Raw genomic sequence first — 13,425 nt, 5'->3', positions numbered from 1 at the left:
ACACTAGGTGGAGAATGCCGTGGGGCCGTTGATCGCTTTCTTTTTAGTGGCGCTGATGCTGCTGCCTTTGCTGCAGCTGACCGGTCGTGCGAGAAGTGCTGACAAACTGCTCCAACGCTCGTTCGAGGAAGAGACGGCGCTAGTCAATGGTGCGCAGGTCCCGGCATCGCGGTTATCAGTGCTCCATCGTTGGTCCAACAACACCATACGAACCCGCTATGGCGACCTGGTTCAGGTCGATGCCAACTGGTTGTGTCGAGCGGAGGACGGGCAGTACGTCGTGGCGATCGCTCAAGGCGTGCGGGAGGCGGGTGCTCGGGACTTCTTCACTTGGGGAGGCACGCCTCTTCAGATCGACTGGACGTGGCGGACGCTCAGTGAAGCCCAAGTGCGAAACATGCTAACGGCGGAGCGGAAGGTCTATCGACAGTTGTTTGGAGCAGATCCCTAGCCACGGGCGACGAGTGAAAAAGGAGCGGTGAAAGGGTCAGAGTGCTCTTTCTGAGAGGCATACACCCCGACCCTTCTTCAGCGCCTTTTCACTTGCTCACCGCGTGACTCTTGCCGTTACAAGCTGGGCCCGGCCACCTGCTGCTGGGCAGTGAGATTCTGGTTCAACGGAGGGGCTATCGGCGTTGCGCTCATCTGCGCGGCGGCTTGTTGGCTGCTCTGGTCGAGCGGCGTCTGGATGGCGTCCATCACGTTGACGCTGGCGTACTGCTTGAACGGCGAGCTGAGCGGGCCCTGCACGGCAAAGCCGCGGCTGGCGTCGTCCGATAGCACGACGTGATCGATCTGGCTCATGCCGGCCCCAAGGGCGGCGGTGGTCAGGCTGCCAGCAAACATCTGCGTGTGTGCGCCGGAAGCGCGGCCCTGCGTTTCATCCAGGCGCGCCACGCACTGATAAGCCTGTTGATACATGCCATGCGCGGGGTGTTGCGCGTCGAGCAGGCTGGGCGTGTGGGTCTGCGCGAGATCCTTGGCCTGAGTGATGGCGGCGAGCGTGGCCGCCCCGGCAACACCATCCGGCTTCAGGCCGTGGGCGAGCTGGAAGGCTTTCACGGCTTCGTGCGTGCGCTGGCCGAAGTGCTGGTCGGGCTTGATGACGTGGCCGTCTCGCGAGGTCATGCCGAGTGCGGCCAGATCATGCTGCAACTGGCCGACGGCCGCGCCTTGATCGCCTTGGCGAAGGGCGTGCGTGTGTGCGTGGCTTGCCGCGGCGTTTGTGCTGTGGGTCGGCGCCTTGGTGTGGGCATGGGGGGCCCAGCGCCGCGCGCAGTTGTTCTTCATTGAGCGGCGGGGTTTTCTCGACCGTGCCGGCTTTCCAGGATTCGGCCTTGGACACGCCGTCGGCCAGTGCGTTGAGCTCATCCGTGCTCATCTGCTTCACCTTCTTGCCATGAAGGTCGAAGCCTTCGGCCGCCGCGGTGCTGTAGATGGTCTTTATCTGGTTGTCGTGGTGCGCTTCACCGCTGTAATCCTTGGTGGAATAGGACTTGACCAGTTCGTCGACCGTCTTGTCGCCCATTCGGTGGAGCAGGAGAGATTTCTGCGCTTCGCGGCCGGCTTCGTAGCTTTCGAAGACGGCGTTGCCCCACTGGTCCAGGGCGACGACACCCTTATAGTTGGTCTGTGCGCTGTGTAGTGCCTCTTCCTTGGTGCGAGGGAGGCGGTTCTCCGGCGTGTCGACGCTATCTTTAAAACCGAACTTGAGGTTGCCAGGATTATTGTTGCGCCAGGCCACCGTGCCATCCCGTGCGGTGAGCCAGCTACCGTCTTCCAGTTGGTACACGCGGGTCATGCCCTGCGTGGCGATCAGTTTGTCGATCTTCTTGTCTGACACGACGTCCATGTTTGTCTCCTTGATTGATGACGACCATCAGCCGTCAAAGAATGCCTTTGCTGCAATCCGTCCTGACTTCCTTGCAGGCGTTGCCAGCGCCCGCCTTGCATGCGGCCATGGCCTTGGCGACAGCGTCGGCTTTCGCCTCGTGGTCGGCAACGCCAGCACCGAATGATTTACCGCTGCTGTCGCGCACGAGCGACATGCAGCCGTCCTGTTGCTGGACCAGAACGCGGCAACCGGGGCCCTGGCAGTCTTCGGCGATGCTCTTCTGGAGTTGCAGCAACGTGGTCGCGCCGTGCTCGAACGCAAACTTCCCGGTCGCGTCGTTCACCGCCAGCGCGGAGTAGTAGGTGGGCACACTCCAACGGCCATCCATGTCCTGAACCAAGCCGGATGCTGGAATGGCCAGCTTTTCCCGGCGCGGATCGCCTTCGCCTGCCTCGTACGTGTCGCGCGTCGCCTTGGTCACGTACCACTTGCCTTGCTTCTGCACGAAGTCGAACGTGGTCGTCGATGGCATCTCGCCGCTGTCGAACTGATCAATGTGCACGTGGCCAACCGAAACCTCGACATGGTCCGGGTAGAACTGGTCGTCGTGGTACTGGCTACACGTCGAGCAGGCGATGAGTTTGTCGCTGGTGACTTCAGGGGCGAACTTGCCGTTGGTGTTGCCGAACAGGGTGAGCTGCCGATGGCGCACGCCATCCTTGTCGGGCGCGGTTTCGTAGACGGCGGCTGCGGTCGCGCCTGCCTGCGTGCCGCTAGTCTTGAACGACAGCAGGGTCATCCCCGCGGGTGCGGCGGCGGCAACTTCGGCGGGCGCCTGTGGCGGTGTACCGGCCCAGGCCAGCCCGGCGGCGGCCAGGGCGATGGCGGTGGTCAGGGCGCTAAGCGCGAATTTCATCGACACGATTCCTTCTGTGAGCCGCGTGGCCCGGGGCGGCACGTGGCAAATCGTTGAGGGCGGGCACGGAGCCTGCCATCGGGTTCCTTTGAGCACCTTAAAGGGCCGGATCAAAACGCCGTGTAAGATTTTTCTGATGCAGCCTGTAGGTTGACGCATTTCACGTTGTGGGTTCAGCCAAGGGCTGGGTTGCTGTACAAAAAGGGGGCAGAGTGCTTTCCCTGGCCGCCGTTGGGTTGAGCCAGGTTGGCGCCAGGTCATTTCTTCGGTAAGGAGGCTGAAGACCCATGTTCGGATGGTTTCGCAAAGGAACGCTTCTAGGCAGCGAACTCACCCATTGGCAGTTCGACTGCTTTGGATGGCTGCTACGGCACACCGGCGGGCTGGACGCTCTCAGGCAGCGCCCGTTGGTTCAGCCCACGCCACAGTTTTTCCCTGAGCGAGGTTTGCAGGGGCATGCGATGGCGGAGGTGATCTTCGCGCGCGTGCGGGAGTACGCGGGCATGGCGGATTGGCCATGCGTGTTGCAGGCGCAGGAGGCAGATCCCAATCCTGTCGTGGCCCCCGCATTGCTGGTCAAGGGCAGCCCGTCATCGCCGGCAGGTACGTTTCGCGCCACGGAGGACGGGGCGCTGATCACCTATCACCCGGATCGCGTGCGTGACCCGATGAGCCTCGTTGCGACGTTTGCGCACGAGCTGGCGCATTACCGCACTGCCGGGTGTCCTGAGCCGCCGCCGGGTGGCTGGGATGTATGGGAGCACGCGACGGACCTGGCCGCCGTTTTCCTTGGCTTTGGCCTGTTCCTCGCCAACTCGCGCTTCAGCTTTTCGCAGTTCTCCGACGGTCAGACCATGGGCTGGCAGTGGCGTCAGCAGGGTTATCTGTCCGAGCCGGAGATCCTGCATATGCACGCCATTCGCTGCGTGTTGCTGGGCACACCCGCACGCGAAACACTGGATCATCTGAAGCCAGCGTTGCGCGGCATCTACAAGCGCGTGCAGCGTGAGGTGGAGCGATCAACCGCCGAGCTGGACCGCTTGAGAGCACCGGTATCTGATCGGCAGAGCGCAGAACCTGCACCGGTGCCTACGTAGCGTATCGTCCGTGACGGCATATGGGTACATCCTGGGCTTTGCTCTGTTCCTCGTGCTGGCACCCGTCGTGTTTGCCTTCATAAGCCTTGATGGTAACGACGACACACTGGCTCGTTCGTTTGCGGATCAAACCGCCAGTGTGGGTGGTCAGCAACTTCCGGCGAGCAAGTTGGAAGTGATCTATAGACCGCCCACCATGCAAGAGCGCTACGGCTGCAATGCCTCCTGGATATGCCGAACCACCGATGGGGCCTACCTGCTGGCCATGGCGCAAGGTGAAGTCAAACGCGGTGTCATGGTTGTCACCTGGACGTGGCGACAACTTACTGAGCAGCGCGCGCGACGAGCCATGGTGAATGATCAGCAAGCCTATCGTGCCGCGTTCCACGATTAACGGCTGAACGTCACCGCTTCATACCGAAGTGGGGCGGACGGCACGCTCCATCGATCGTCTGAGTACATCATCAGGCTCACTTAAATCCACCGCTGTGGTGATGCTGACGCGTTCTTTGTCGCGAAGATCGCATCGAAGCAGTACTCCAACGTGCCGTCGATGTTGCGCTAGTGCAACTCACTAACTTGGTCTCCGCGCATCGTGCGGATGATGTTCTGTGGGCCGTCCTGCTGGAGGCATCGATGCACCATCGTGTGGTCCGCGTACGACATGCGGAAGCAAGTACCACTTGCGCAACGATGCTCAGGATTCACCACACCACATTGAGCACCCGAACAGCATTAGCTTGCGACCGGGTTGCTCGTTCATCATGTTTTCTTCCGAAAGATGAAGTTGGATTCGCTTTTCTGCTGCGCCGCAACTCTTCAACTTATGCCTATATTTAAGGCATTTCATCGACACTTAGACTGCGCGATTGTTTGTGGTCGAGTCGAAAATACTTGCTTGGTGAAGTTACGTGAATCTCTCGTTATTGTTCGGTCTCCCGCCTGAAGTCAATTGCTGAGTTTCCAATTTTCAGTGCGGTGTGACCGTGGACAAAACGAAGCTTGCGCTAACTTTACGACAAGGGGAGTTGTCATGAAGCCGCAGAAACGAAAGCTGTTGTCAGTTTTGATCTGCAGCGTTCTTGCAGGGACGCTGGGTTTACCTGATTCTGTTCGTGCACAAACGGCAGCACCCAGCGGTGGGGCGTCTACGCCTACGCCAACTCCGCAACAGCAAAGCGATACATCACAACAAGCCGTAACGCCTGCTGCTCAAAATCAAAGTCAGGCAGCGACGCCAGCGAACCCGCAGAAAGCGCAAACGCTGAAAGCCGTACAGGTCACTGGCTCGCTGATCCGCGGCGTGGATACGGAAATGGCGCAACCCGTCGTTACCATCACCGCGCAAGATATTCAGCGACAGGGCTTTGCGACCGTCGGCCAATTCCTGGCGAACCTTACGTCCGCGTCTACACCCGACATCAGTAAGTCCGACCCGGATGAAGCCGGTCCAGACGTAGGTGGCACGTACGTCGACCTGCGCAATCTTGGCGCTCAACGCACACTGGTGCTGCTTGACGGCAAGCGTCTGGGCACATCCTTCGATGGCTTCACCAACCTTGACACCATTCCCACCTCCATCATCGATCACATCGACGTGCTGGCGGACGGCGCATCTGCGACCTATGGTTCGGACGCGATCGCGGGCGTGGTGAACATCATCACCAAAAAGGATTTCAACGGCGCCGAACTCGACACCTACAACGGCCAGTACATTCCTGGCGGCGATGGCAAACAAGGGCAGTACGGTGTCACCTTTGGCAAAAGCTATTCGCGCGGGTCGATTATGTTTTCAGCGCAATACCAGGACCAGGATTCCATCGGTGCAGGTAGGCGCCCCTATAGCGAGTACCCGCTAACTGACAAATTTCCGTTGAACGGACTCGCTTACCTCGGTCCTTATGGGCAGTTCTACGACAGCAACGGCAATCTCAACATACTCAATGCCGGTGGTGATCCACGAAACATCAACGACTACCATTTCCAGCAACTGCCGACTTACGCTGCCAATGGCGTCGTGACCAATCCGGGCGATACCTACAACCTCAATCCCCCGAACACTTTGCTCAGTGCCACAAACATGAAGAACCTGTTTGTGCAGGGGCATTACGACATCTTGCAGAACCTCACGGCGACGTTTACCGCGAGTTACAACGAGCAGGGCAATACGGATCAGTTGGCAGGCTTTCCGCTTTCCACCAGCGGCCTGTTCTCGATCCAGCAACCGCAGTACGACAACCTGATGTTGTCGGGGCAGAGCTACTACAACCCCACCAATGCACCGGGGCAGACGCCGACTGATGTGGCTTTCCAGCGCTACGTCGGTGAGTTGTCGCGCCTATCCATCAACAAGGTCGAAAACTTCCGTTTTAGCCTTGGGCTAGAGGGCTACTTTGGTATCGGCGACCATTCGTTCAACTGGGATGCCTACTACTACAACACCCGCTACGAAGGCACCATTACCGAAACCGGTAATTTCTCTCTCCCCAATCTTCAGAACGCGCTGGGCCCGTCGTTCATGGGGTCCAATGGCACCGTGCAGTGCGGAACGCCAGGCAGTGTCATCGCAGGCTGCGTGCCGCTGAATGCTCTGGCGGGGCCGGGTGGTTACACGCAGTCGATGTTGAACTACATCGCTGTTAACGGTTACGAGCATTACGGCAGTTCGGAAAAAGGGCCGCAGGTCGACTTGAGCGGTAACATCTATGAACTGCCTGCCGGTGACCTGACCTTTGCGGTAGGTGCTTCGCACCGTTCCGTGTCCGGCTACGACACGCCAGATGTACCATCCTCTGAAGGCTATACCACCAACCTTGCCGGCGCGCCTACGGAGGGCGGCTACAGCGTGAATGAGACGTGGGCCGAAATAAACATACCCATCCTCAAGGACATGCTGCTGGCGCAGTCGTTGAACCTCGATATCGCGGGCCGCTATTCGCGGTACAACAATTTCGGCAGCACGTTCAACAGCCAGTACAAGCTGACCTGGAAACCCATTGATGACCTCATGGTCCGCGGCAGCTATGGCACGGGCTTTCGCGCGCCTACGGTCGGCGACCTGTTCGGCGGTGTTTCGACGACGTATCCGGGCTACAACGATCCCTGCGACGTGACCTACGGCCTCGCCCGCTACAACGCTACCGTAGCCAAGAACTGCGCCAATGGTGTCGGCGGACAACCCGCATTGAATCAGACGGCGTTGAACGCGGCCGGTCTGGGTAACGAGTTCCCCAATGGCTTCATGCAAGAGGCGGCACCTCAAGTGCCCGTCACCTCGCCGGGTGGCGCACCGGTCTACGCACCGTTCACCCAGGGCGGCAATCCCAATCTCAAGCCGGAAAAATCCAAGAGTTCGGAGATCGGCCTTGTCTACAGTCCTAGCTATCTCACGGGCTTGAACGTCACGGTCGATCATTTCAGATACATCGTGCGTAACATCATTTCCGGCATCAGCCCCAACGAAGTGCTCAACAATTGCTATGAGCTGGCTATTGCTTCCGACTGCGCCCAATTCCAACGTACGGCGGCGGATAACTACCAGGTGAGTAGCCTGTTCTCCGGCGAAGAGAACCAAGGCTATCTGGATGTCGCCGGTTACGATGTCGATCTTTCCTACAAGTTGCCAAAGTTCTCCTTTGGCCAGTTCACGCTCGACTCCAAATCCACCTACTACTCGCATGACAACACTGAGCAATATGCCGGTGTGCCGGTGAGCCACAACACCGGCTTCAGCTCTTACTGGCGCCTGCGCTCCAACTTCACCATGGGCTGGGAGTATCAAGACTTCGGCGCGCAGTGGACCATGCGGTACTACTCGCCGTTGAAGGAGCCCTGCTACAACGCGCAGGATTCCGCTTTCCCGTGCACCATGCCTAACTACTACCTGCCCGGTGTGGGTATTACGCCCATCACGCAGATTCCATCGATCACGTTCCACGACGTGCAGATCTATTGGAAGGCGCCGTGGAATGCCACCATTGCGCTGGGCGCAAACAACGTCTTCAACCGCGTGGGGCCCTACTTCTACGGTGGCTTTGAAGTCGGCAGTAGCAACAACACCGATTCGATGTACGCCTACAATCCGTCCTATGACTACGGACGTTTTGTCTATCTGCGTTATACCCAGAAGTTTGATTGATCCCGGAAGCCGCAAGAACGGGTCCCTGACCCCAGCTTCCTCTGCCTGAAGGTTTGCGTGCCGCGCGGAATGGCGCGCGGCACGCAACCTTCGCAGGCAGGACAAAGATGACCTGCGCGTCAACGCGCATGAAGCAACGCCTGCTGCACAGGCAGCGTTTCCCCTTTTACTTCTCCAAGCGCGCCGGCAACGACAGGCCGGCGATGACGCTGCGCGCTATTCACGGGTTTCGCGCCTGTCCTTTGCCATGGGAGGACAGCTTCACGTCTCATAGTCGCCATGGCCACCGATGGCCAACGCTAACCAGTTCACGTTATCAAGTGGACATTATAGACAACGTTGTCATTGCGCCTAAATACTCGCCTTACCTCGAGACCCTGCAGTGGCGCATGGGGATATGCACCGCGACTGCGCTCTCCAGGTGGTTCGGACGCAGTCACGAAATCGACGATGCAGCTCTCCTTACTCGGTTCCATTCAAACCTTGGAGGCAATCCATGCGCGTGAAGAAATCCACAATGCATCCTGTTCTGACGCTGAGCTCCTTGAGCGCCGTGACGAAAGTTGTGCTGACCATAGCGTCGCTTGCCGTTATGCCTCTGCAAGCGGCTCATGCGAGCACCACCTGCGCCGCTGCGTGGAGCGCGGCGACGGTTTACAACACGGGGGATGTCGCCAGTGAAAATGGCATCAACTACCAGGCCAACTGGTGGACCCAGGGCAACGATCCAGCCACGAATAGCGGGGGATCGGGCAGTGGGCAGCCCTGGACGGTACAGAGTTCATGCGGTGGCTCTACAACACCCCCACCGCCACCACCGCCCGTGATCACGCCAGATACCATCGGCTTCCACTTGCTGTTGGGTAGTGGCACCGCCCAAGACCAGATCGCCCTGACGAGTGGCAATTACACCGACCTCATCCTGTCCAATGTCATCGCGGGCGTGATGTACGGTCACCTAGTGCAGGAATACGACCCAGGCATCCAGTTCGACAAGGACTACTTGTACGGATCGATCTTTGGGCAGTTGCTGCAGGAAAACATCGCGACCGAATACTACGTCGACACCAGTACGCTTATTGATCCCTCGCCCAATCAGGCGGCGGTCATGGGGGCAGGGCAAGGTGGCCCCTATCAGATCAACAACTACGCCGCCGACATGGTGTCCGGGTCCTATACCCCGGCAGGGCACTCGCTGATCAACTACGCCGCGATCCAGAAGAACATCGGCTATACCATGGCGACGGCCGCCACGCAGTACAGCAAGCCGACGCCGCCATCGTTCAACAACAAGTACTACGGGCCGATGTTGACGGCGTACTTCCATTACAACGATTTCGTGTCCCTGATCGTCACCGGCACGGGACCCGGTGGTTGGGTAACGCCGTGGCAACCGGCATACAACAACGCGCTGACAAACTTCAAAACGCTGCCCAACAACTTTCTCGATGTGTTGTTGAACGTGGCGTACAACCAGGGCTACTACGGTGGCTTGGTAGGCAGTTACAGCAGCCTGGGCGCAACCGCTACAGCGGCGACCGTGGCATCGGTCAACTCCTATAGTTCGGTATGGGGCGTGCAGGACACCTATCAGCAGTATCCCTATCAAGTTCGCTATTACCTGGATCAGCTGTACAACAACCCGATCCCCACCACCAGCGCGACAACGTTTGCCACACCTGACAACCACGTGGCCTTCAGCGTGGCTACGTTGGAAGGCATCTTCTCCAACGTGTTCCAGACGATGGACTACGTCAACAGCTCGGGCGTGGGGACCTACATCTCCGCCACGCAGGCGAGTACCGCGTTCAATCAGGCATTGACGCAGGCCGGCGTAGCCAGCTCGGCGACGTTGGATCTGGGCAACGCGACGGATCGTGCAGCGACCTTCAGAGTCTTGGAATATGCGATCGGTGACCTGGAGACCAATCTGGGCACACAGTTCAACGCGACGACTAATTCGCAGTTGTAAGCGCTAAGCGAATCTATAGGCGCCGGCCGAAAGGTCGGCGCTTTTTTTATGCGCCCTGCCGGACGCACCTCTACCATGAAAGCACGGAGGAGTATCAGGTCGTTCCCGCACTATCCAGTTCGATCCCCGCTGCATTCTCTGTGCGACGCGGGGGCAGGAAGAATTCTCGCGTATGCCGGCGAAAACGAAGCAGCAGGCTGCGACGCAGTTGCCCGCGCTTTGGAAGGGACACGTGCCGTGCCCGCAAAGCCACCCACAGCGCCAGGGTAAAACTGACCACGAGATTGGTTATGCCGATAGCGGCAATGCCAGCGATGGCTGACCAGAGCACATGTGGGGCAATGGAGAAGTTCAATGCCGAGGCGGCGTACCCAATATTCGCTGACGCGAATGCAACGTGACGAATGTCCAGCGGAATATCGAGCAGCACGCCGATACCCCAGATGCCGCCCAACATGCAGCCAAAGTAGAAATTGCCGGCTAGCGCTCCCAGGTTATAGCGAACGTAGTTTGCGCATCGCTGAATCTGTCTTTCGCTGAAGACCGCTCTCGGCCACTTCAACTGAAGGATGCGCTCCGGAATGCGGTTGTAGGCGCACAGGTTGTCGTACCAGCCCGCGATTTGCCCAGATAGGAACAGGCATACGCCCGTAATGGCGGCATAGATGACGGCGCCGGAGAACAGGTTTAGATCCCCAAGCATGTGCATCGCTTTCTCCTTACCCACGAACGGTGCCCCGGTAACGCGCATGATCGCCCAGCTGATCAGCATGGCCGTTGGTACCGCCAACACCACGTTGCCAAGAATCGCGGCCGTTTGACTGCGGATGGTTCGTGCGATGAGCGTGGTCAGCTTCTCAAGGTCGCTGGTGCTTCCGCTGCTCACATCAATCGACGCGGCGATTGCGTTGGCCGTCATGGCCGGCTGCTTCGTCGCCACGCTGAAGCCCAGCATATGAATGAGGACAAAGCCGAAGCCATAGTTGAGCGAGATGGCGATCGCATCATTCAAGGGCGTCCAATGCTGCTTGCTGAAGATGATCTTGAAGGAAGCCATGAAAGCGATGACGAAACCAGCTCCCAGCGCCGACCGCAACAGCGCAAAATAATCTTTGCGGCTCGCCGTAATGTAATGTTCACCCGTATGGCCGGCATTCTCGGTGACGCGCAGCGCCAGGATCTGCACGTTCTGCTGCATGTACGCACGCAGGTCGTTCCTGCGGCATTCCTGGCTGATCAAGTTGGAAGCGAGTTGTGCAGCGCGTTCAAGCATACAAGTGTTCGTGCTGTCGGCCCGCATCGACTGTAGAAGGTCGACCAGCGCCTCCACGCGCAACCGGTTTTGCCGAAGTCGCTGAAGCTGCAGTGTCAGGGACAGGCTGGTTCCATCACGTGCCGCCCGGGCACGAATACGGTCCGCCACGCTATGGCACTGGTCGAGCAGCACCAGTAGATGGCGAGCATCCGGGGCGGCCTCGTTATCACCTGCCTGCCAACGTTCAAACTGATCCACGTAGGCCAGCGTTTCCACATTTTGCGCCATGAACGGTGAGGCGGACCTCTCCAGCGACGTATCCAGTCGAAGCACCTCTGGTTCCAGGCCGATGGATGCAATGCGGTACGACAGTACGCGTAACGCCTCGCCGATCTGCATGACGTGAAACGTATCGCCGGGACTTTCCAGCTCATCGAAGCGCAATGCTTCCAGCAACTTGACCCACGACGCTGTTTCAACGCCTTCGACCCAGACATGATCGCTGGCCTTGTGGAACAGCACGGCAACTACGTCACGAAGATAGTGAAGATCGACGGCATCAGGCAGAAGGAAGCTGCGAGACAGGCGACGCAACGTTTCGGAAAAGACATCGTTGCCGGAGAAGATGCCCGCCTCCGTATAGAGCGATAGCGGTTTTCGCTCGGTCAGCAGAAGACAGACCGCCCCGCGCAGGTTAGCTCTGAATTCTGTGTTTTGTTCCAGCAGAAAACACAGCGCGAACATCGATTGCCGGGCCACATTGAGATTACCCGCCCGCCTGGGGCGGATGCATTCGACCAACTGTGTAAGCACCACCACAGGATCGGCATCGGCCTTGCCCAGCTTGCGAAGCGTATCTTCCACAACAACTCTCCTTCTCCATCGTATCCGGGCGCATGCGACGAGCCACGTCGGCTACGTTGCTGTTCCCGTTGGAACAAAACGTGCTGGTTGAGCCGCCATGCTGTTCAGCGGGGCCGGAAGATCCGCCGGCCCCGTTTGGGCGCCAGTGTGTTGGGAATGCCGCCGCATCAGCAGCGGCGATTCAGGACTTTTTGTGTAGTCGAAACGCGCGCGGTGGAAGGACCGGAGCAAGAGTGCGCTCCTCACTGATCGCTGCACCGCGCGGTATCCGAGTCGACCACATCCAGACGGGCAAGCCGCAGCGGAACGCCTACGTCGATCGCTACCACCGGACAATGCACTAGGCATGGCTTGCACGAACCCGGTTCGGCTCGATTGAACAGGTGCAGGACATGGCCACTCGTTGGCCGTGGACTTACAACCACGCGCGCCAGTACATGGCACTCAGTGGCATCACGCCGATGCAGACATTGGCCTTGGTCGCTTAGCTCCACTTTTGACGACTGCTAAAAGCGGGGAACGAACGCGCTTTGAGAACGAGCTTAGATAGTTAGGTTGGTGTAGCTGCTATGCTTTTTTGCTCATTTTCACGTCACGATCCCGGGTAGAAGTTCATGGTCAAGAATCAGCGCAGTCCCATGGCGAGAGTGGAAGTGGCATGGCACGGGTGAAGGCGAACATCCAGGTAACCGTTTCCAAGAATGGTCCGTATCTGGTGGTAGGCGATATCGCGCTCGCGAAGCAAACCATCGTTGCCGATGCCGAGGGTGGTTCGGAAGCCTGGAAGGAAGGCCCGCCGATCGATCACGCCGCCACGTACGCACTGTGTCGGTGTGGTGCGTCGCAGTCGAAGCCGTTCTGCGATGGTTCGCACCAGAAAGTCGGCTTTGATGGGACGGAGCGCGCGAGCCGGCAGTCGTATCTCGATCAGGCGAAGGTGATGAACGGTCCGTTGCATGCGCTCACGGACGCAGAAAGCCTTTGCGCGTTTGCTCGCTTCTGCGACCCGCATGGACAGGTCTGGAGTCAGGTGGCTTCGACGGACGATCCGCGAGTGCGCGCCAACTTTATCCGCCAGGTCAACCAGTGTCCGTCGGGGCGTTTGGTGGCTTGGGACAGCGCAACCGGGGAGTCCGTCGAAACCGCGTTGCCGGTTTCCATTGGCCTTATCGAAGACCCAGTGGAAAAGTGCAGCGGCCCGCTGTGGTTGCGCGGGGGCATTCCCGTTGTCTCGGCCGATGGATTCAAGTACGAAGTGCGTAACCGGGTCACGCTCTGCCGATGCGGGCAGTCTAAGAACAAGCCCTTCTGCGATGGCACGCATGCCGCAGTTCATTTCAGGGATTGAT

The 13,425-nt window shown here is 59.0% G+C and carries 10 protein-coding genes and 1 pseudogene; 7 read left to right on the top strand and 4 right to left on the bottom strand.

Annotation, left to right across the window (positions count from 1 at the left end):
* Window positions 1-19 precede the first annotated feature (19 nt).
* Entirely contained in the window at window positions 20-451 is a 432-nt protein-coding gene (locus DYST_RS11505; RefSeq protein WP_239951999.1) for a hypothetical protein, read from the top strand.
* 116 nt (window positions 452-567) lie between these two features.
* On the opposite strand, the gene DYST_RS11500 is transcribed toward DYST_RS11505, so the two are convergent.
* The 3 genes from DYST_RS11500 to DYST_RS11490 are packed head-to-tail and all read right to left on the bottom strand — an operon-like array spanning window position 568 to window position 2,750.
* Window positions 568-1,128, bottom strand: coding sequence for a peptidoglycan-binding protein (locus DYST_RS11500; RefSeq protein ID WP_239951998.1), 561 nt, complete (start codon window positions 1,126-1,128; stop codon window positions 568-570).
* Between the two features lie 16 nt (window positions 1,129-1,144).
* A complete protein-coding gene (locus tag DYST_RS11495; protein WP_239951997.1) occupies window positions 1,145-1,852 on the bottom strand; it encodes a hypothetical protein in 708 nt (235 codons plus the stop codon).
* A 34-nt stretch (window positions 1,853-1,886) separates the two neighbouring features.
* Window positions 1,887-2,750 (bottom strand): DUF4189 domain-containing protein, encoded by an 864-nt coding sequence (locus DYST_RS11490; protein ID WP_239951995.1) that lies wholly within the window; start codon window positions 2,748-2,750, stop codon window positions 1,887-1,889.
* A 287-nt stretch (window positions 2,751-3,037) separates the two neighbouring features.
* Between DYST_RS11490 and DYST_RS11485 the strand changes: the two genes are divergently transcribed.
* From DYST_RS11485 to DYST_RS11470, 4 genes are all read left to right on the top strand, one after another.
* Complete coding sequence (locus DYST_RS11485; protein ID WP_239951993.1) at window positions 3,038-3,847, top strand: hypothetical protein; 810 nt, start codon at window positions 3,038-3,040, stop codon at window positions 3,845-3,847.
* 10 nt (window positions 3,848-3,857) lie between these two features.
* A complete protein-coding gene (locus DYST_RS11480; protein WP_239951992.1) occupies window positions 3,858-4,241 on the top strand; it encodes a hypothetical protein in 384 nt (127 codons plus the stop codon).
* 921 nt (window positions 4,242-5,162) lie between these two features.
* Window positions 5,163-7,985, top strand: coding sequence for a TonB-dependent receptor plug domain-containing protein (locus tag DYST_RS11475; RefSeq protein ID WP_233202308.1), 2,823 nt, complete (start codon window positions 5,163-5,165; stop codon window positions 7,983-7,985).
* 517 nt (window positions 7,986-8,502) lie between these two features.
* Window positions 8,503-9,957, top strand: coding sequence for a carbohydrate-binding protein (locus tag DYST_RS11470; protein WP_239951990.1), 1,455 nt, complete (start codon window positions 8,503-8,505; stop codon window positions 9,955-9,957).
* A 94-nt stretch (window positions 9,958-10,051) separates the two neighbouring features.
* On the opposite strand, the gene DYST_RS11465 is transcribed toward DYST_RS11470, so the two are convergent.
* On the bottom strand, window positions 10,052-12,076 hold the full coding sequence (locus DYST_RS11465; RefSeq protein WP_239951988.1) for a site-specific recombinase: 2,025 nt from the start codon (window positions 12,074-12,076) through the stop codon (window positions 10,052-10,054).
* A 251-nt stretch (window positions 12,077-12,327) separates the two neighbouring features.
* On the opposite strand from DYST_RS11465, the pseudogene DYST_RS11460 reads away from it, so the two are divergent.
* Window positions 12,328-12,564 (top strand): annotated as a pseudogene (locus DYST_RS11460) (integrase core domain-containing protein); the annotation flags it as partial.
* Between the two features lie 170 nt (window positions 12,565-12,734).
* Window positions 12,735-13,424, top strand: coding sequence for a CDGSH iron-sulfur domain-containing protein (locus DYST_RS11455; protein ID WP_239951986.1), 690 nt, complete (start codon window positions 12,735-12,737; stop codon window positions 13,422-13,424).
* Window position 13,425: the final 1 nt, after the last annotated feature.

It is taken from the genome of Dyella terrae, assembly GCF_022394535.1.
Taxonomy (GTDB): Bacteria; Pseudomonadota; Gammaproteobacteria; order Xanthomonadales; family Rhodanobacteraceae; genus Dyella.
Note: the sequence above shows the minus strand (reverse complement) of the source record. Positions and strands in the feature narration are given on the sequence as shown.